This window comes from Neolewinella marina, from assembly GCF_002631205.1.
Lineage (GTDB): Bacteria > Bacteroidota > Bacteroidia > Chitinophagales > Saprospiraceae > Neolewinella > Neolewinella marina.
Genome location: NZ_PDLO01000001.1, coordinates 35,900 through 54,429, shown reverse-complemented (window position 1 = coordinate 54,429; position 18,530 = coordinate 35,900). Strand labels below are relative to the sequence as shown.

Here is an 18,530-nt window from a genome sequence, read left to right as displayed (position 1 = left end):
TAAAGGGATGATTACGGGTGATGTCTAACCACCTTCCCGTATGGACATTTTTGCGCTTCTTTGCACCTGCGCGCCGCCGCCCCGTGGCCGTGGCCAAAGTCGAACAGCATGCAATACCGGAAATTAGGAAAAACGAACTTTGACGTAAGCGAGATCAGTCTCGGCACCTGGCAGGTGGGCGGGAAGTGGGGGGAACCCTTCGACGACGCCACCGCCGACCGGATCCTGAACGAAGCCATCGATCAGGGCGTCAACTTCATCGATACTGCCGACGTGTACAGCGACGGCCGCAGCGAGCAGGCCGTGGGCAGGGTAGTGGGGCAGCGGTCGGAAGAGATCTATGTGGCCACGAAGTGTGGTCGGCAGATCAACCCTCACACCAATGAGAATTATACCGTAGAAGCCCTGCGCGGCTACGTGGAGGACAGCCTGAAACGGCTGAAACTGGAGCGCATCGACCTGATCCAGCTGCACTGTCCGCCCACCGACGTGTACTACCGTCCGGAGATCTTTGAGCTCTTTGCCCGGCTGAAGGAGGAGGGCAAGATCCGCCAGCTGGGCGTGAGCGTGGAAAAGGTAGAGGAGGCCATCAAGGCGATGGAGTACCCCGACGTGGCCACGGTACAGATTATCTTCAATGTATTCCGCCAGCGGCCGGCGGAGCTCTTCTTCGATCTGGTGCGGGAGAAGAACGTCGGCGTGATCGCCCGGGTACCGCTGGCCAGTGGATTGCTGACGGGCAAGTTCAGCCGTTCCACCACCTTCGGGGCCGAAGACCACCGCAACTTTAACCGCAACGGGGAGGCCTTCGACCAGGGGGAAACGTTCAGCGGGGTGGACTACGAGCGGGGGCTCGCGGCGGTAGACCAGCTCAAGGAGTTGTTCCCGAACGAAGAAAACCTGGCACCCGTGGCCCTGCAGTGGATCCTGGCCCACCCGGAGGTGAGCTGCATCATTCCGGGAGCCTCCCGCCTGGAACACCTCCACTCCAACCTTTCGGTAGAAAACCGGTCACCATTGACCGCCGATCAGCTGCAGCGGATGAACGCCATCTACGAGGAGAACATCAAACCCACGGTGCACCAACGCTGGTAGTCACCGCGGCAGGGTCACCCAATGACGACCAGCAACAGCAGGAAGAAAATCAGCAGGCTGCCGGTGATGGCCATGGCCAGTTCCGTACGGCGAGCGGGCGGCAGGGCGGACCGGCGACCGGCCAGCCGCAGTCCGTCGGAACTGCCCAACTGGGCGGCGCGTACGGCGCGGTAAAGGCGGCGGTTCACCAGGGTGCTGCCGGTGGGCTTTGGGGCTTGGAGAGACTTCATAAACGCGGTATTCCGGGGGTGATTCAAAATCGGCCGCAAAGGTCCGGCTTTCCCCGTTGTTGGACAATAGATGGCGAAACATAATTCTGCCTGATGGAGGAGATTTCGGCTGCGGCCTAATAATGTTTCGAGTTTAACAGGATACTTACGTCTTTGCTATCCCGTTTCATCGTTACGAGTTTCTGATTAATTCAGGGTTACTTTTGCGCCCCTTTTCGATTATGCATTGTACGGCACCGGTTCTCTCTCCCGCGTCGCTCACTAGGTTGATAGTATATGATTGGTAATACTTTGGCGATTCTGGGTCGCCGCATGGGCTGGCATCTGAACGAGGATGCCGTTTTTGGCTTGCACCGAGGTTATCCGGTGATGATTCGCCAGCGGTTGCTGCTGGGGCAGCCCAGACTGGAAACGATTCGCATCAAGACCGATCCCATTTCCGGGGCCCGGCGGCAAGCCCTGCAACTGGCCCTGGAGAGCCTTGATCTGCCCGGGGCCTTTGTCCGGACCCGAGTGACCAGCAGTGCCCTTCACCTGCGTTACCGCCCGCTCTACAGCTGGCGGCGTACCCCCCTCACCCTGACGGCGGTTGAGGCCGTCATCGCCGTAGCCGACACCTTCGGCCTGCAGCCCACCCGGACGGTGGCCTCTAGCCCGGAGGCCCTGCGGCGCTGCTTCTACACCGGCGAGGCCGACACCCTGCTGGGTGAGACGGACGTATTCGAATTCGAGAACCATTACTACAGCCTGCGCGGCCGCCGCGTGGCTTTCGCCCGTCCCTACGTTTACGGGCTGGTGGGAGGGTCGCTCTACGCCCTGGTAGGGGTGGTGCCCACGATTGCGGCGGCCTCTCTGATGGACCCCGTCCCCGGGGTGGTCGGACTTGGCATCGCCTTTCTTTGCTACTATGGCTATCGGCAATTCAATGGCCTGGCCGGGCCAAGGACGAAGCTGACGTTGTTGTCTCTCAGCCTGTTGTGGGCGCTCATCACGGCAGCGGGCTGCGCCATCGTACAGCGGCTGTCCGCGGGCCGTGAATGGGCCGACGTATACCGGTCCATGACGGAGTGGAGTGGGGGCTGCGCCTATGAATGCGCTATTGCCGCGGGCACGGGTTTGGTTGCCAGCCTACTGCTGTCCGAATGGTACCTCACCTCGGCCCGGCGGTTCCGCAAGGCGCTTACCCTGTAGGCAGGCTACTTCTTTTTCTTCTTTTTCGTGATCCGCTCGGCCTCCTCCATGAGTTCCGCGATGCCCATACGGTCCTGTTTGCTCAGGGTAAGCGTTTCCCGGTAGGCACTGCGGTCCAGTTCCACGACCTTGATGTCGTGTCCGGTGTAGGATTCAATCGCCCGGAGCAGCTCGTGCTCCTCGGGGGCGCAGAAGGAATACGCCACCCCGCGGTTTCGGCCGCGGCCCGTGCGGCCCACCCGGTGTACGTAATTGTCGGCCTGCTCCGGCAGGTCGTAGTTGATGACGTGGGTGACGTCGGGGATGTCGATGCCCCGGGCACTCACGTCGGTGGCGATCATCACCCGTTGCTCCCCGGCGCGGAAGGCTTCCAGGGCGCTTTCGCGCTCGGCCTGCTCAAGGTCGCCGTGGAGGGTAATGGTCGGAATGTCCACCCGGGCCATCGCCTTGGCAATCCGTTCACACCGCACCCGCGTACGCGCAAAGACGAGCAGCTTGGCTTCCGGATTTTCCTTCACGAAGCGTTCCAGAAAAAACCGCTTGTCGTCCATGTCGATGAAGACCACCGCGTGGTCGACGTTCTTGCTGACGGGATCCTTGGGGGAGATGCGGATGCGGATGGGGTTGCGGACCAGGGAGTAGGCCAACTTCTTGATCCGCTCATTGATCGTAGCCGAGAAGAACAGGGTCTGGTGCTTGCGCTGCAGGTGGCCGATGACGCCGCGGATGTCATCGATGAAGCCGAGGTCCAGCATGAGGTCGGCCTCGTCGAGCACGAGAATATCCACCCGATCGAGACGCAGGATCTTGCGGCCCAGCAGGTCGTACATACGTCCCGGAGTAGTAATGAGCAGGTCCAGCTCCTTCGTGAGGCCGGCAATCTGGGGCTCGATTTCCACCCCGCCGGTGAGGCCCAGGACCTTCACGCCCGTGCCCTTCGCCAGGGCGGTAAACACCTCGGTGAGTTGCAGGGCGAGTTCCCGCGTCGGCACCATCACCAGGCAGCTGATGCCGGTTTCCCGCCACTGGGTCTGCTTGCGTTCGTGCAGTTTCTGAAGGATAGGGATGGCAAAGGCCGCCGTCTTTCCCGTGCCCGTCTGGGCGATGGCCAGCACGTCTTCCCCCTCCAGGATGGGGCGGATGGCCCGGTACTGGATGTCGGTGGGTCGCTTCCAGCCCTGCTTGCCGATGCTGCGTTTGAGTTCGGGGGAAAGGGGGTAGTCGGTAAATTTCATACGCAAGATATTGGGGCGGCGGCGCGCCGGTGCCGTGCAACTAACGCGGCGCCCCGGCCGTTGGTTAACCGCCGCGTACGCCCGGCCCGTATCTTTACACCTTTTCCCTTCCTATGGCTCCCCAAACCACCGCCTTGCTGCTCGTCGACCTCCAGGTCGATTTCCTTCCCATCGGTATGCTGCCCGTCCCCCAGGGCGACCGGGTTATTCCGCTGGCCAATCGCCTCATGCCACACTACCATACGGTGGTAGCTACCCAGGACTGGCACCCCGCCAACCACGGCTCCTTCGCGGCCAACCACCCCTGGCGCAAGCCCGGGCAGGTCATCGACCTACACGGACTCTCCCAGGTGCTGTGGCCCATCCACTGCGTCCAGGAAACCTGGGGCGCGGAATTTGCGGCGGAGCTGGATACGGACGGTATCGACATGGTGTTCCGCAAGGGCACCGATCCGGAGATTGACAGCTATTCCGGTTTCTACGACAACGGCCACCGCAAATCGACCGGACTGGCCGCGTGGCTGCAGGAAAGGGGCGTCACCGACCTCCACGTCATGGGACTGGCCCTGGACTACTGCGTGAAGTTCACCGTGCTGGATGGGCTGGGGGAGGGCTTCCGCGTAACCCTGATCGAGGACGGTACCCGGCCCGTAGAACTGCAGGATGGCGACGGGGCGGGGGCCATCGCGGCAATGCGGACCGCCGGCGCCCGGGTAATTCCCTCTGCGGACCTGCTCTCCTAGGGGGCTGGCCATACGCTTTCGGCATACGGGGGGAATGACTATTTTGGTTGCCGCTAATTGTCCTCCATGAACCTACGATGCCCCATTGTCGCCCTTTTTTCCTTTCTGCTGATCGGCTGTGCCAGCGAAGCACCCGATGCGGAAACGTCCGTCAGCCAGGAGACCACCGCCGCACCCTCCTTTCAGGCCGATCCCCAGCCCGTGGAAGCCCGGGAGGTGGCTACCCTGGCCGTGGGTAGCCCGGCGCCGGATTTCAATCTACCCGGCGCGGACGGAGAAATGCACAGCATGGAGGATTATGCTGATGCCGAGGTCCTCGTGCTAGCCTTCACCGCCAACCACTGTCCGACCGCCCAGGCCTACGAGCAGCGCCTCATCGATTTCCAGCGCGACTACGCCGACCGCGGCGTGCAGGTGATTGCCATCAGTCCCAACAGTCCGCTCGGACTGCTCTACGAGGAGCTTGGCTACACCGACCTGAACGATGACTATGACCAGCTCGCCGTGCGGTCGGATTACGCCAATTTCAACTTCCCCTACCTCTACGACGGCGACGACCACCGGGTGTCCCTGCAGTACGGTCCGGTAGCCACGCCGCATATGTTTATCCTGGACCGCGACCGCGTGCTGCGGTACACCGGTCGCCTCGACGAGAGCGAACGCCCCGGTACGGCCAACGCCGAGGACCTGCGCGCGGCCACCGACGCCCTGCTGGCCGGCGAGGAAGTACCGACTCCCACTACCCCAACTTTCGGCTGCTCGACCAAGTGGGCCTGGAAGACCGAATACAACGAAAAATCTGAGGCCACCTGGAAGGCCCGCCCGGTAAAGCTGGAGGAAGCCGACGTGGCCAAGGTGAAGGAACTGGTCGCCAATGAGGGCAGCGACAAGCTACGTCTCATCAACGTCTGGGCCACCTGGTGCGGGCCCTGCGTGATGGAATACCCCCAATTCCTGGTGCTCCAGCGGATGTACGGTGCACGGGACTTCGAGTTCGTATCCATCTCGGCCGACAAGCCCGATAAAGGTGACCGCGCCCTGAAGTTCCTGGAGCAGGTGCACTCCGCCGTAGACAACTACCACTTCGTAGGCGACAACATCTACGAACTGGTGGAGGCCCTGGACCCCAACTGGAACGGCGCCCTGCCGTATACCCTGCTGGTGGAGCCGGGTGGCAAGGTCGTCTACGCCCACCAGGCTGAGGTGGACTTCCTCGAGTTGAAGCGGGCCATCGTGGAGCACGAGATGATGGGTAGGGTATACTGACCACCCGGTTAAGTCCTCCCGCCGGTTACTTGGGTTCCCAACCCCATGCTTCGTGTAAACACGTTCCACTGCAGGGTCCTTACCTAAGCGTACTTGCTCATACAGCCAATCAGTGAACGGGGAGTCACGCGCTTCCTGGCGTCATGTGCGCCTGGCAAAAAAACAGCCCGAACTTCGACTGAGTCGAAATTCGGGCTGCTGGTCTATTCCAATCCCGGCCCGGGGGCCGTGGCCAGAATGTGTAGGTGTAAATTAGGGATTCTGGTCGGCGGGGCTGAGGTTGGGGTTGGCATCAATCTCCGCCTGGGGGATCTTGAACACCCAGTCGGGATTGACGGAAGGCTTTTCGACGATGTAAGCATCCTGGTAGAGTACCTGGGAAGCGCCAGAACCGCCATCGGCTGAATGGTCGATGCCTTCGTTCCAGCGGATCTTGTCCTGGAACAGGAAGCCTTCTCCCCACAACTCGACGCCACGCTGGAACTTGATGTGCTCCATCAGGCTTTCCTGGGTGTCGAATACGGAGCTGTCGTATGCGCTATCGCGGCTCTGACCGAGTTCCTGGAGTACGGCCTGGGCGCCGTCAATGTCTCCCATCATGGTGAGGGCTTCGGCCTCGATGAGCAGCATTTCCTCGGCGCGCATGTAGATGATGTCGTCGGGCTCGATACCACCGGGTACTGCTTGCCGCAGCTTCACGTGCATGTAGGGGTGGGTATTATGCCGCGAGGTCCAACCCCATTTGCTGGCCAGCCGGTCGATCTCCGCTTCAAATTCCTCTTCGGTCTCGTACAGCGGGTTGGTATTGTTCTCCCAGCCACCTTGTCCGTTGGCGGCGGACAGGTTGGAATTGGGCGCGTCGATCAGGAACATGTCCTTGCGGAAATCGGTATCCGGAATGGCATCGACCAATCTTCTGTCGGCAATCTTGGGGTTATTCCGGACCTGGCTGCCGTTGAAGGTGTTGGAGGCCAGGTAGAAATAGGAACGGAAATAAGTGGTTTCCGTGGTGATTACGTTGCTTCCCCAGATCACACCGGGAAGCAGGGTAGAATTAAATCCTGCCTTCCAGGCCGATTCGTCCATGATATCATAACCCTCACGCGCAAGGGCAGCGGATTCCGCGGCGAGTTGCCAGTTGCCCGTAGCCAGTGCCATTCGGGCCCGTAGGCCGTAGGCTACGTCTATATTCAGGTTGGCTTTGTCGTAGGCACTACCCGTGGGCCGGGGCGCTCCTTCCTTGAAGTTGTCAATGGCGGCCTCAAGGTCCGATGCAATCTGGTCGTAAACCTCCTGTACGGTCGAGCGGGCCGCACTGGTGAAGGGGGCCTCGGTGGCGTACAGCAGCGGGACCCCCGGATCAGAGGAGGGGTTGCCGATGAGGTAGCCTTTGGCGTAATGCTGTACCAGGGACATATACGCATAGGCCCGGTAGGCATAGGCCTGTCCGAGAATGTTCCGCAAGATGGGGGTATCTGCCAGGTCACCTGCTTCCACCCGGTTGATGATGGAGTTGGCATTAGCGATGATGTTGTAGCGGTGGTACCAGAGCACGCTCACCGTCAGGGAGGTTTCCTGGGTGTGGGAGTTCCACTGTGCCTCGCTCCGCCAGCCCAGGTTATTGGCATTAGCGCTGTGGATCAGCCCGCCGGCCAGGTTGTCGCCCATGGGTACCCAGTAATGCTCATTAGCTCTTTGGGTGCTCGCAATCGCAGAACCACCGGGCATGATAGTTTGGGACTGGGAATACATCGCCCGGTGCATTCCGGCGATAATGAGTTCCATATTGGCCTCGGTGGCCAGGGCGTCAGACGCGGAAATCGCGTCCGTTGGCTTGGTGTCTAGAAAGTCTTCCTCACAGCCTACCGCAAGCAGGGCGGTTGCCACGATGAGGACATATTTCATGTTTTGTAGCATGGATAGGTTCATTTAGAAGTTGGTGTTGAGGCCGAAGGTGATCAGCCGCGCGGGGTTGAAGTCGTTGCCGGGTGAAGTTCCCGCCAGGTTGTACTGGGGATCAAGTCCGTCCCTTTCGGTCATCAAGTACAGGTTCTCTCCGGTCAGGGAGAGCTTGAGGTTGTTCATGCCGATGCTCTTCACGAAGCTGCTGTTGAAGACATACGACAGGTTCACGTTCCTGAGCGAAAGGAAGGAAGCGTCGGTGAGGAAGCGGGTGGATTGCGTCCGTACCAGGTCGATGTTGCCGTTCTCCAGCCGGGGCACGTCGGTAATGTCTCCGGGTTGACGCCAAGCGTTCAGGATATCAGGGTGGAGGGAACGTCCGTAAGAACCGCTGTGCATCATGGCCGAGTAACCGTTGTCCAGGATCTGTCCTCCGATGCCATAGGTAACCAGGATATTCAAGGAGAAGCCCTTGTAAAAGAGGTTATTGGAAACCGATCCGAGGAAATCGGGGATGGAGCTGGCGCCGGTATAAGCCCTCTCGGTCTCCTGCCAGTCGTTGGTGGTCTGGTGTACTCCGTTCTCAATGACGGGGACGCTGTTGCCATCCTCGTCAAACTCGTACATGTAGAACAGCTGATCTCCCGTAGCGGGGTCCACGTTGGCCGTGTGCAGCAGATAGAAGTCGAACCGCGACCGACCGACGTCCCAGCGCTTGGATCCGTTGATGAAGGGGTCCGGCAGGCTGGTGATCTCATTGTTGAAGGTAGAAGCGGTTGCCCGCACGCTCCAACGCAAATCCCGCTTGCTGATCAGGTTACCCGTCAGGCCGAGCTCCACGCCTTCGTTGAACATGTCGCCAACGTTGGAGGGGAAGGAATTATGACCGTTGCTGAGTGCGATTGGTAAATCGTAGAGGAGGTCCGAGGAGTTCCGCTTGTAGTACTCCAGGGATCCGTCGAGGAAGTTGTTGAAGAGGGTGAACTCCAGGGCGACGTCGAAACTCTCGATGGTTTCCCACTGCAGGTTGTTGTTGCCGATGTCCGACCACCAGATGGCCGGGTTACCGGCGTTGGAGGTCAGGCTGTACCGGGGCTGCGACAGGAAGAAATCCTGCAGGTCGTCATTGCCGACTTCCCCGTAGGACGCCCGCAGTTTCAGGCGGTCGATAAAGGAAATATTCTGGATGAACGGCTCCTGGTCAAGGCGCCAGGAAACCCCAGCGGAGTAGAAGGTACCCCAACGAGAGGCGTCAGCGAATACCGAGGATCCGTCGCGGCGGGCGGAGAGGCTCAGGTAGTACTTGGTATCAAAGTTGTAGTTCGCTCTGGCGAAGTATCCCTCGATCCGCTTTACCGAAGTGTAGCCGCCGAGGCTAACCGGAGTGGCGAAATTGGCAAATTCAAAGATTCCTTCCGCGGTCTGGTCGATGGCTGAGGCGCTGTTTTGGCTGTAGTTGCGGTCAAAGCTTTCGTGACCCAGGGTCAGGTCCAGGTTGTGTATGTCGTTGAAACTCTTATTGTAGGTCAGCAACTGGTTGAAGTTTTCAACCTGCCTTCTGTACCGTACCTCACCGTAGCGACCGGTAGGCTGGGCATCCCCGATGATGTTGTTCTCGTACTCTTTCGAAATCCCTTCCTGGATATCCCGGCCGTAATTCAGTCGGAAGTTGAGACCTTCTACCACTTCAAAGTCGGCGAAAAACCGGAAGCCGTACAGGTTGTTTCGGGTCCGTTCGTCGTTCAGCAGGAGTTCCTGCAGGGCATGCCGTCCCTGGTTGATGGGGCGGGAGCCGATACCGTACTCGGAATATCCTTCCCCAGAGTCGAAGATGGGGTTGCCGGCTTCGTCTAGGACGAGGTTGCCATTCCGGTCATTCACGTAGACGGGGTAAATCGAACCGATTCCCTTGGCGAAGCCAAAAGGGTTCACGATACTGCCCGAACCGGCCGAGGAGGGGCCCCTGGAATTGGAAACGGTGACGTTGGCGCTACCGCCCATGGTAAGCCAGTTCGTCGCATCAAAGTCGGCGTTCAGCCGGCTGGTGAGCCGGTCGTACTCCGTGGTCACTACGTAACCACCTTCTTCCAGATAGGAAGACGAGAAGTACACCCGGTGGTCGTCGCCGCCGGTTGCCAGGTTTACGTTGTAGTTGGTCCGGGTACTGCTCTGTTCCATGACGTCGTACCAGTCGAGACTCTGGTAGATGGTGTTGGCGTTCGGATTGAGTTTACCGTCCGTGCCGACGATTTCGTCATTCGCGACGTCAAAGGGGTTGTAGCCCAGGCTATTGAAGATGTTCGCGGAAGCAAAGGCGGGGTCCCCGTTCGCGGCACCCGAGTTTTTCAGGGCTTCCCACATTGCCTCGTAATACTGTCCCGGAGTAACTTCATCGTACAGGGGAATGGCCCGGGAAACAAATCCGTGCTGTACGGAAGCCGATACCTGAGTTCCCCCTTCGTTGCCCCGTTTGGTCGTAATCAGCACCACGCCATTGGCAGCGCGGGAGCCATAAAGGGAGGTTGAGGAAGCATCCTTGAGTACTGTGATAGACTCAATGTCTTCCTGGTTGATGCTCGTCAGGTCGCCTTCGAACTGTATCCCGTCTACGATGAACAGCGGGTCGGTGTCGCCATTCAGGGTACCTACACCACGGATCACAATGCCAGGCGAAGAACCCGGTTGGCCGGAGGCGGAAGTAAACTGAACGCCCGTCGCGTTGCCCTCAATGGCGGCGATTGGGGAAGTCACGTTTCTGGTTTCGAGTTCCTCGGAACCGACTACGTCGGCTGAACCGGAGAAAGCTTCCTTTTTGGTTATACCGTAGGCCGTGACGATCACCTCCTCCAGAATTTCGGAGGCCGGCTCCAGGGTGACGTCGATGGTAGACCGGTTGTTGATTTCTACCCGCTGGGTAGTGAAACCGGTGTAGCTGAAGATTAACGCGTCGCCACCTTCAGGGACGGTCAGGTTGTAGTTGCCGTCCAGGTCCGTGACGGTACCCGTGCTGGTTCCTGCGGCGAGGATGCTAACCCCGATCAGGCCCTCGCCCTCCTCGTCGGTTACTGTTCCGCTAACGGTATTTTGCGCCATGGTAATACCAATGGCAAATAGCGTTAGCCCGAAGACTAATAACAGTCGTCTCATGCTATGTTTAGGTTTAGTTGAAAAAGTTTCAAGGTAAACGGCCGAAAATAGGCAAATTTTGCGGCAATTGTAACCTGATAGCCGATACGAGAACCTTTCAGCGGATATCCCCGACCAAGGTATGTCATTGGTTCTTAGGGGCGTATGTTCAAATTAATCGAAATTAATGACAGGTTCTTTGTTGGCATTATTGAAATTATATGGTATAAATATTGTGGGTCGTCAAGCGATATGTGGATTGTGTCAAAATGCCTTTAATGTATGTGGCATATGATTTTAAAATGCGAAAATTAGCAACAGGAATTATTTTGTTGATTATCAGTATTACCTGACTTTAGGCTGCACCAATTCCTCTTACCCGCGCATGCGCCCGAAACCCCTCTGCCATTCGGCACCATCTACGATGGGCAGTCAAAGTTTGGTGACCGCCGAAACAGAAATGCCTACCTTTGCGCCCCCTAAGCGCAAGCGCATGAAAACCAGAACGCTACGGCCGGATAAGGTCAACGTCATTACCCTCGGGTGCTCGAAGAACCTCGTGGACTCCGAAAACCTGATCACCCAGCTGCAGGCCAACGATTACGAGGTGGGCCACGACAGCAATGATCCGGCCAACATCGTCATCGTGAATACCTGCGGGTTCATCGACCTGGCCAAGGAGGAGAGCGTCAACACCATCCTGGACTACGCCGACCGGAAGAGCCGGGGCGAGATCGACCGACTTTACGTGACGGGCTGTCTCAGCCAACGCTATAAGGACAACCTGGAGGAGGAGATTCCTGAGGTGGACGACTTCTTCGGCACCATGGAGCTACCCGGACTGCTGGCGCGACTCGAGGCCGATTACCGCCATGACCTGATCGGCGAGCGCTTCATCACCACCCCGGAACACTACGCCTACCTGAAGATCAGTGAAGGCTGCAACCGTACCTGTTCCTTCTGCGCCATTCCCCTGATGCGCGGCGAGCACGTCAGCCGTCCCCTGGAGGAACTGGTTCGCCAGGCCGAGCACTTCGCCCGCACCGGCGTGAAGGAACTGATGCTGATCGCCCAGGAACTGACCTACTACGGCCTGGACCTGTACAAGAAGCGGATGCTGCCCGAACTCCTCGAGGCCCTGGCGGCCGTAGAGGGCATTGAGTGGATCCGCCTGCACTACGCCTACCCCTCGAAATTTCCGCGGGAGGTATTCGAGGTGATGGCTGCCCAGCCCAAGGTGTGCAACTACCTGGACATCCCCCTCCAGCACGGTTCGGACGCCGTACTGCAGCGGATGCGCCGACAAGTCACCCGCCAGGACACCACCGACCTGATCCGCTACGCCCGGGAGGTGGTACCCGGCATCGCCATCCGCACCACCTTCCTGGTCGGTTACCCCGGGGAAACCGAGGAGGAGTTCGAGGAGCTCTGCGACTTCGTGCGCGAGATGCGCTTCGAGCGGCTGGGCGTCTTCCAGTATTCCCACGAGGAGGATACCCGGGCCTACGACGTCGAGGACGACATCCCGGCAGAGGTGAAGGCCGAGCGCGCCGAACGCCTCATGGACATCCAGCGCGAGATCAGCTACGAGCTGAACCAGCAGCGGATCGGCGAGGTCATGCAAGTACTCATCGACCGCAAGGACGGGGACCACTACGTGGGCCGCAGCCAGTACGACAGCCCCGACGTGGACAACGAGGTGCACCTGCCGGCCGACGAAGCCTACCTGCGCACGGGTGATATGGTCACCACCCGGGTAATTTCGGCCACCGAATATGATTTAATTGCCGAACGGGTTGTGGAGTAGAAAACCTTAGATTACTTTTGCCACCGCTACGGGTCGTACCATGCCGCTATGGCGGAATTGGTAGACGCGCTGGATTCAAAATCCAGTTCCTTCGGGAGTGTGGGTTCGATTCCCACTGGCGGTACTTTCCCGAGGCGAGCAAAAAAGTTTGCTCGAATAGTTGCAAATAAAAATGGGACGTTTATCTTTGCGGCCCGTTAATCGCCGGAGTGGTGAAACTGGTAGACACGCACGTTTCAGAGGCGTGTGCTTTTACGAGCGTGGGGGTTCGACTCCCCCCTCCGGCACCAGAGCTTCCTAAGTTCTGTTTGGCCCCGATCCTTCACCGGATCGGGGCTTTTTTGTTGGTGGCAATTGCTCGCTAACGGGGCCGCCGATCCTCGCCGTTCACCCGCATTACGAAGGCGTCCTCGGTATACCGCGCGCGGATCTCCCGCAGTACACGGTTCAGCTCTTCCACTTCGTCGTAGGTCACGCGGACGCCCACCCGGGTGTTGCGGCCTTCCTGGTCGGTATACGGGGTGTAGCCCGCCTCCGACAAGCGGCGGGTCTGCTTGTCTACGTTGCGCTGGCGACCAAAAAGGCCAATCGCAATGATGGCCACGTTTTGGGTCGGCGCCGCCGCGGCGGGCGGCGCCGGGGCGGTGACCTCGTCCATTTCCGGGTCGGTGCCCGGCGATTCGTTGATGCGGGGTGGGGGAGCGGGTTGTACCTCGTTGGCGTCAATAGTAGGGGCCGCGGGGCGGGGCGTCGGGGGGGCTACGTTGAGCCGCTCCCGCGGAACGCTGGCGGGGTCTTGCTTGCCGAATTCTTCACTGATTGTGCCGGCGAGGCGGAATAGCAGGAAAATCACGGTAAGGATGCCCACCAACACGGCCGCGTACCAGGCCGCGCTGCCGTACCGTCGGCCGAACTCGCTGCCCTGCAGTTGGCGGACGGGCTTGGGCCGCCGCCGCGGGGGTTCCTCCGGGGTTTTTTCCTTGCGGACGATGGGGCGGACTTCCAGGGTAGGCAGGCCGAAACTCTCCTTGCTGAAGTTGTCTCCCCCGGGGGTGAAGCGGATCTCCCCGTCGGGGTGGCGGAACAACTTGCCCACCCCTTCCAGCAGCACGGTGCGACCGGCGTCCAGACTCTGCCGGGTCTGCCGCAGGAACTGTTCCACCTCGTCGGGGTTGCTCACCTGCCGGGCCAGCCGGCCGTCGTCCACGACCAGGTTGGCGTTGAAACTCACCCGGGCGGCCGGGGCCGAGGCCCGACCTTCAATGAGGCTTACGAGAGCGGGTTGCTGAACGACGAGCAGGGTGCCGATGCCGGGGAGGCAAACGCGGCCTTCCTCCATCAGGATCGACCGTAGGGCGGTGGTAACGGGGGCGTGCATAGGGTAAAGGTAAGCACGCCCGGTCCTACCGCGCTAGCCGGGAGACGGACGCGCCGCGCCTAGTTGTAATTCACCTCATCGCCCATGCGGGCGATGACGCTGAAGGTGCTGCCCTTGTTTTCCATCACCTGTGACCACAGGGAATCCGGGTCGCTCTTGAACAGGTAGTTGGGGTACATCCGGGCGGTTACCCAGCTGCCGCCGTCGAGTTCTTCCTGCAACTGCTGCTCCGACCAACCACTGTAGCCCACGAAAAAGCGGATATCGCGGGGGGTGATGACGCCCTGGTCGATCAGCACCTTGAGTTGCTCGTAGTTGCCGCCCCAGTAGATGCCCTTGACCACTTCGTCGCTGCCTTCCAGCAGGTCGCCCTTGCGGTGGAGGTAGTGGACGGTGTCCGTCCCTACTGGCCCGCCGAAGTAGACCGGAGCGTCGAACTCGGGGAAGTCCTTCACCAGCTCGTCCACCCGCAGCAGGGTACGCCGCTGCTTGTTGATGCGGCGGTTGATGATGAAGCCCAGGCTGCCCTCCTCGTTGTGCTCCACCACCAGCACGGTGGCGCGCTTGAAGTTCTGGTCGAGCATGAAGGGCTCGGCGAGCAGAATCATTCCGTTCTTGATTTTCTGGGACATAACTAGCAGCTTAGGTTATCAAGGAAACGGTGGGGCGGGGGGCTTGGTTTGTTACCCAAACCTTACCGTTTTACAGCCTTAACGCAGCGGGGTCGCTTGCGCTGCCTGCGGGGCCGGTGGCCTTACTTACCTTTGCGGCATGGAAAAACTAATGCGTCAGCACTGGTGGAAAGCCTTGTCGGTACTGATTCTCTTGTACGCCTTGATCGCGGGCCTGCTCGTACCCCTGAAACCCAACCTCCTGGAGGTTAGCCCCAACGCGGCCGTGCTCGGTGAGCGGCAGTCCTTTGAGCTGCTCGGCTACAACACCCACTTCACCCGCGACGCGGACAACCTTGGGGCCTGGCTCAACTACGGCGACGGATACGCGCTGAAGGCTACCGCCGTGGAAGTCCTCGACGACCGCCGGGCCACGGCCACCTTTGACTTTCCCGCTGGCCTGCCCACCGACCGCCCCGAAAACAAGCGGCTTTCCCTCATCGTAAGCGGAAGGACCGATGGAGCCTTCGTTTCCCCCGACGTCGTTATTCTGCGGCAGGAATCCGCCCCCGCCGACCTGCCCGCCGTCCGTGCCGCCTGGGAAGCCGGCGCCATGCAAGCGGGTGACTTGACCGCCCACCCGGGTATGACCTTCCCCTACCGGAGCCTGCTGGCGGAAACCATCCGCAACACCTACTTCCACGTCAGCCTCTGGTTTGCCATGATGTTCCTCTTCATCGCCGCCGTGGTCTACGCCATCAAGTACCTGCGCCGCAAGGCCCGCCTCGAGCGGGGGGGGCTGCCCGAACTCACCGCACTCCACGACGTGAGCGCCCTGGAGCGGGCCGATCACTGGTCGGTAGCCTTCACCGGCGTGGGCATGCTCTTCGGGATTCTCGGGCTGCTCACCGGGGCCGTCTGGGCCAAGTACACCTGGGGCAGCTTCTGGAACTGGGACATCAAGCAGTTTACCACCCTCATCGCCCTGCTGATTTACGCCGGCTACTTCGTGCTGCGGGCCGCCTTCCCCGACCCCGAACGCCGTGCCCGCCTCGGGGCCGTGTACAACATCTTCGCCTTCGCCTGCCTGATCCCCCTGATCTACATCCTCCCGCGCTTGTCGGCCACCAGCCTCCACCCCGGTGCCGAGGGCAACCCGGCCATGGGCGGCGAGGACCTGGACAACACCATGCGGATGATCTTTTACCCCACCATTATCGGCTGGACCCTCTTCGGCGGCTGGATGGCCGGCGTGGCCTACCGCACCCGCCTGGCCGGGGAACGGCTGCTGCGGCGCGACGAAATGCGGCAGGCCTAATCCCATGCGCTGGCTCTTCCTCCTCCTGCTGTTGGGGGTTGTCCGGACCGCGGACGGCCAGCAAATTCCTACCGAACTGATCTGCAGCTGGCGGAACGGCGCGCGGGTGCCGGAGAAGGCAGCAGGAGCCGTCCACCGGCAATTCCTGGGTCGGGACACCGAATTGTTGCGTTTCCCGGACGCGCTGGCGGCCGCGAAAGCCCTCGCGGCCCTGCGCCGCCGCCCTGAGGTGCTGCACCTGCATTACAACTACCGCGTCACCCCCCGGAATACCCCCGACGATCCACTCTACCCGCGCCAGGAAAATATGCGGCGGGCGGGCTTCGAAGCGGCCTGGAACCTGACCACGGGCGGCTTTACCCCCGAAGGCCACCCCATCGTGGTGGCGGTACTCGACGCGGGCTTCGACGCCGATCACCCGGACCTGTTGCCCAACCTCTGGTCAAACCCCGGGGAAGTAGCCGGTGACGACGTGGACAACGACGGCAACGGCTTAGTGGACGACGTCCACGGCTGGAATTTCACCGCCGCCGAACCGGTCTACGACCCCGATACCCACGGTACGGCCGTCGCCGGCCTTCTCGGGGCCGCGGGCAACAACGGCCGCGGAGTAGCCGGAACGAACTGGGACAGCCACCTCATGCTGCTGCAGATCGCCACCGTGGCCGACATCATCGCCGCCTACGAATACGTCATCGATCAGCGGCGGGCCTTCAACGCCTCGGACGGTCGCTCGGGCGCCTTTGTGGTGGCCACCAACGCCAGTTTCGGTATCGAGGGGGCCACCTGCAACGATTTTCCCGGCTGGGGCCGGCAGTATGACCGACTCGGGGAGGTAGGCGTGCTCACCGCCGCCAGCGTGGCCAACGTGGCGGAAGACGTGGACGCCGCCGGGGACATGCCGACCGATTGCCCCAGCGAATACCTCATCGGGGTAACCAACCTGGACGCGGACGACCGGCTGTTCCCCTCCGCCGGTTACGGGCGGGTGGCCGTCGACCTGGCCGCCCCGGGGGAAGGAAGTTATACCACCCGGCCCGGAAACGCATATGGCACTTTTGGCAGCACCAGTGCGGCCGCCCCCTACGTGACCGGAGCCATTGCCTTGCTTTACGCTACCCCGGTCTGTCCGGCCCTGGCCCTTCGGGCGCGCACGGCACCCGCGGCCACCGCCCGCCTGATGCGCAAGGCCGTCCTGACGAGCGTAAGGAAACGGGAAGCGCTGATCGCCCGGACCGCCACCGGTGGGGTACTCGACGTGGCAGCGGCCCAGCTGGTCCTGGTGGAGGAATGTTCCACCACTTCCGACAGTTTTACCATCACTTCCGCCTTTCCTAATCCTACGGCCGGTCGCCTGACCCTCGTGACCACCCTGCCCGCTGTTTCTAATGCAGTAAGCGTGTCGGTTTATGACGCCACGGGGCGCCGGGTTACCACCCTCCAGCCCGAAATCCTGGCCGTTGCCCCGGTGCGGCTCACTATCGACCTGGGCAGTCTGCCCGGCGGATACTACCTCCTGGAGGTGAGCGATGGTGAGCATCGGGCCGTCTTTCCCGGAGTGGTGTTCTGACCCGTGGGAGATTCGCCGTGGCCGTTTGCAAAATTTTGCGAATCTTTAACCTTCATCATTCATTCAGGAACCCGACTTTTGACGCAGGTTTACGTCTCATTTGACGGACATTAACCTCAGTCATTACACAACCTTACGTTATGCACAAATTACCCATTTTACTCCTCGTCATGCTGGTGGGGCTTACCTCCTGCGTAAGCAAGAAAAAGTACGAGTCGCTCCAGACTGACCTCGCTTCCCGCGACGAACTGCTGGCCCAGCGCAACCAGGAAATCAACCGCTACGCCCAGCAGCTGGCCGAGTGTGAGCGCCGCGAAATGCAGGTCCAGAGCCGTCTGGAGACCGCCCAGGCCCAGGCCACCATCCGGGAAGAGCAGATCGCTGACCTCCGCAAGCAGCGTGACGCCCAGCTGGAGCAGGTCGGTGACCTCACCGTACTCAGCCAGGGTGCCAACCAGAACATAGGCAACACCCTCAAGCAACTTGAAGGCAAGGACCGCTACATCCGCCTCCTGCAGGCCGCCAAATCTAAGGCCGACTCCATCAACCTGGCCCTGGCCGTCAACCTGAAGAGCGCCCTGAAGGACGGTATCGAAGACGAGGACGTCAACATCCAGGTCGACAAGACCGTGGTGTACATCAACCTGTCCGACAAGATGCTCTACAAGAGTGGCAGCTACCAGATCACCGACCGCGCCAGCGAGGTACTGGCCAAGATCGCCAGCATCGCCAAGGACCGGCCCAACCTGGAAATCATGGTCGAGGGCTACACCGACAATGTGCCCATCAACTCCGCCTGTGTGAAGGACAACTGGGACCTCTCCGTCCTGCGCGCCACCGCCGTGGTCAAGGCCCTGCAGAACAAGTACAACATCGATCCCAACCGCCTGGTCGCCGCCGGACGCGGTGAGTACAACCAACTGGTCGACAACTCCACCGCGGAGAACCGCTCGATCAACCGCCGTACGCGCATCATCCTGCTGCCCAAGCTGAACCAGTTCTATGACTTGCTCGACCCGAGCAAGGTTCCTGATGTAACCGCGGAGGGAGGAAAGTAA

The 18,530-nt window shown here is 60.6% G+C and carries 14 protein-coding genes and 2 tRNA genes; 10 read left to right on the top strand and 6 right to left on the bottom strand.

Translation table 11 applies throughout. From position 1 onward, the window contains the following. Positions 1–108: 108 nt before the first annotated feature. Complete coding sequence (locus tag CGL56_RS00185) at positions 109–1,095, top strand: aldo/keto reductase (protein ID WP_099104491.1); 987 nt, start codon at positions 109–111, stop codon at positions 1,093–1,095. Positions 1,096–1,109: 14 nt separating this feature from the next. On the opposite strand, the gene CGL56_RS00180 is transcribed toward CGL56_RS00185, so the two are convergent. Beyond that, the gene (locus tag CGL56_RS00180; RefSeq protein WP_099104490.1) at positions 1,110–1,325 is read right to left on the bottom strand and encodes a hypothetical protein; all 216 of its coding nucleotides are present in this window, start codon (positions 1,323–1,325) and stop codon (positions 1,110–1,112) included. Between the two features lie 312 nt (positions 1,326–1,637). Here CGL56_RS00180 and CGL56_RS00175 point away from each other — a divergent pair, with 312 nt between their 5' ends. Further along, positions 1,638–2,516, top strand: coding sequence for a hypothetical protein (locus CGL56_RS00175; RefSeq protein WP_099104489.1), 879 nt, complete (start codon positions 1,638–1,640; stop codon positions 2,514–2,516). Positions 2,517–2,521: 5 nt separating this feature from the next. Here CGL56_RS00175 and CGL56_RS00170 read toward each other — a convergent pair whose 3' ends face one another. Continuing rightward, a complete protein-coding gene (locus CGL56_RS00170) occupies positions 2,522–3,751 on the bottom strand; it encodes a DEAD/DEAH box helicase (RefSeq protein WP_099104488.1) in 1,230 nt (409 codons plus the stop codon). Positions 3,752–3,864: 113 nt separating this feature from the next. On the opposite strand from CGL56_RS00170, the gene pncA reads away from it, so the two are divergent. Together pncA and CGL56_RS00160 are read left to right on the top strand one after the other, a co-directional pair. Next, entirely contained in the window at positions 3,865–4,494 is a 630-nt protein-coding gene (gene pncA / locus CGL56_RS00165) for a bifunctional nicotinamidase/pyrazinamidase (protein WP_099104487.1), read from the top strand. 66 nt (positions 4,495–4,560) lie between these two features. Then, complete coding sequence (locus tag CGL56_RS00160) at positions 4,561–5,760, top strand: redoxin domain-containing protein (RefSeq protein ID WP_099104486.1); 1,200 nt, start codon at positions 4,561–4,563, stop codon at positions 5,758–5,760. A gap of 252 nt (positions 5,761–6,012) precedes the next feature. Here CGL56_RS00160 and CGL56_RS00155 read toward each other — a convergent pair whose 3' ends face one another. Further along, the gene (locus tag CGL56_RS00155) at positions 6,013–7,665 is read right to left on the bottom strand and encodes a RagB/SusD family nutrient uptake outer membrane protein (protein WP_209280272.1); all 1,653 of its coding nucleotides are present in this window, start codon (positions 7,663–7,665) and stop codon (positions 6,013–6,015) included. A gap of 24 nt (positions 7,666–7,689) precedes the next feature. Continuing rightward, positions 7,690–10,809, bottom strand: coding sequence for a SusC/RagA family TonB-linked outer membrane protein (locus CGL56_RS00150; protein ID WP_099104485.1), 3,120 nt, complete (start codon positions 10,807–10,809; stop codon positions 7,690–7,692). Positions 10,810–11,281: 472 nt separating this feature from the next. On the opposite strand from CGL56_RS00150, the gene rimO reads away from it, so the two are divergent. The 3 genes from rimO (at position 11,282) to CGL56_RS00135 (ending at position 12,885) form a co-directional block, all read left to right on the top strand. Further along, the gene (rimO, locus tag CGL56_RS00145) at positions 11,282–12,595 is read left to right on the top strand and encodes a 30S ribosomal protein S12 methylthiotransferase RimO (RefSeq protein ID WP_099104484.1); all 1,314 of its coding nucleotides are present in this window, start codon (positions 11,282–11,284) and stop codon (positions 12,593–12,595) included. A 42-nt stretch (positions 12,596–12,637) separates the two neighbouring features. Then, positions 12,638–12,719, top strand: a tRNA-Leu gene (locus tag CGL56_RS00140). Between the two features lie 79 nt (positions 12,720–12,798). Further along, positions 12,799–12,885: transfer RNA gene (locus CGL56_RS00135), tRNA-Leu, on the top strand. 71 nt (positions 12,886–12,956) lie between these two features. Here the strand turns inward: CGL56_RS00135 and CGL56_RS00130 are convergent. Together CGL56_RS00130 and CGL56_RS00125 are read right to left on the bottom strand one after the other, a co-directional pair. Next, positions 12,957–13,973 (bottom strand): hypothetical protein, encoded by a 1,017-nt coding sequence (locus CGL56_RS00130; protein WP_099104483.1) that lies wholly within the window; start codon positions 13,971–13,973, stop codon positions 12,957–12,959. A gap of 59 nt (positions 13,974–14,032) precedes the next feature. Next, on the bottom strand, positions 14,033–14,605 hold the full coding sequence (locus tag CGL56_RS00125; protein WP_099104482.1) for a YqgE/AlgH family protein: 573 nt from the start codon (positions 14,603–14,605) through the stop codon (positions 14,033–14,035). A 139-nt stretch (positions 14,606–14,744) separates the two neighbouring features. Here CGL56_RS00125 and CGL56_RS00120 point away from each other — a divergent pair, with 139 nt between their 5' ends. The 3 genes from CGL56_RS00120 (at position 14,745) to CGL56_RS00110 (ending at position 18,530) form a co-directional block, all read left to right on the top strand. Then, positions 14,745–15,902 (top strand): cytochrome c biogenesis protein, encoded by a 1,158-nt coding sequence (locus CGL56_RS00120; RefSeq protein ID WP_099104481.1) that lies wholly within the window; start codon positions 14,745–14,747, stop codon positions 15,900–15,902. 4 nt (positions 15,903–15,906) lie between these two features. Further along, positions 15,907–17,472: a S8 family serine peptidase gene (locus CGL56_RS00115; RefSeq protein ID WP_099104480.1), complete on the top strand. Its 1,566-nt coding sequence runs from the start codon at positions 15,907–15,909 to the stop codon at positions 17,470–17,472. Positions 17,473–17,612: 140 nt separating this feature from the next. After that, positions 17,613–18,530: an OmpA family protein gene (locus CGL56_RS00110; RefSeq protein WP_099104479.1), complete on the top strand. Its 918-nt coding sequence runs from the start codon at positions 17,613–17,615 to the stop codon at positions 18,528–18,530.

Coding starts and splice junctions, on each gene's coding strand:
- CGL56_RS00185 (WP_099104491.1), top strand. CDS start 109: ATGCAATACCGGAAATTAGGAAAAACGAACTTTGACGTAAGCGAGATC.
- CGL56_RS00180 (WP_099104490.1), bottom strand. CDS start 1,325: ATGAAGTCTCTCCAAGCCCCAAAGCCCACCGGCAGCACCCTGGTGAAC.
- CGL56_RS00175 (WP_099104489.1), top strand. CDS start 1,638: ATGGGCTGGCATCTGAACGAGGATGCCGTTTTTGGCTTGCACCGAGGT.
- CGL56_RS00170 (WP_099104488.1), bottom strand. CDS start 3,751: ATGAAATTTACCGACTACCCCCTTTCCCCCGAACTCAAACGCAGCATC.
- pncA (WP_099104487.1), top strand. CDS start 3,865: ATGGCTCCCCAAACCACCGCCTTGCTGCTCGTCGACCTCCAGGTCGAT.
- CGL56_RS00160 (WP_099104486.1), top strand. CDS start 4,561: ATGAACCTACGATGCCCCATTGTCGCCCTTTTTTCCTTTCTGCTGATC.
- CGL56_RS00155 (WP_209280272.1), bottom strand. CDS start 7,665: ATGAAATATGTCCTCATCGTGGCAACCGCCCTGCTTGCGGTAGGCTGT.
- CGL56_RS00150 (WP_099104485.1), bottom strand. CDS start 10,809: ATGAGACGACTGTTATTAGTCTTCGGGCTAACGCTATTTGCCATTGGT.
- rimO (WP_099104484.1), top strand. CDS start 11,282: ATGAAAACCAGAACGCTACGGCCGGATAAGGTCAACGTCATTACCCTC.
- CGL56_RS00130 (WP_099104483.1), bottom strand. CDS start 13,973: ATGCACGCCCCCGTTACCACCGCCCTACGGTCGATCCTGATGGAGGAA.
- CGL56_RS00125 (WP_099104482.1), bottom strand. CDS start 14,605: ATGTCCCAGAAAATCAAGAACGGAATGATTCTGCTCGCCGAGCCCTTC.
- CGL56_RS00120 (WP_099104481.1), top strand. CDS start 14,745: ATGGAAAAACTAATGCGTCAGCACTGGTGGAAAGCCTTGTCGGTACTG.
- CGL56_RS00115 (WP_099104480.1), top strand. CDS start 15,907: ATGCGCTGGCTCTTCCTCCTCCTGCTGTTGGGGGTTGTCCGGACCGCG.
- CGL56_RS00110 (WP_099104479.1), top strand. CDS start 17,613: ATGCACAAATTACCCATTTTACTCCTCGTCATGCTGGTGGGGCTTACC.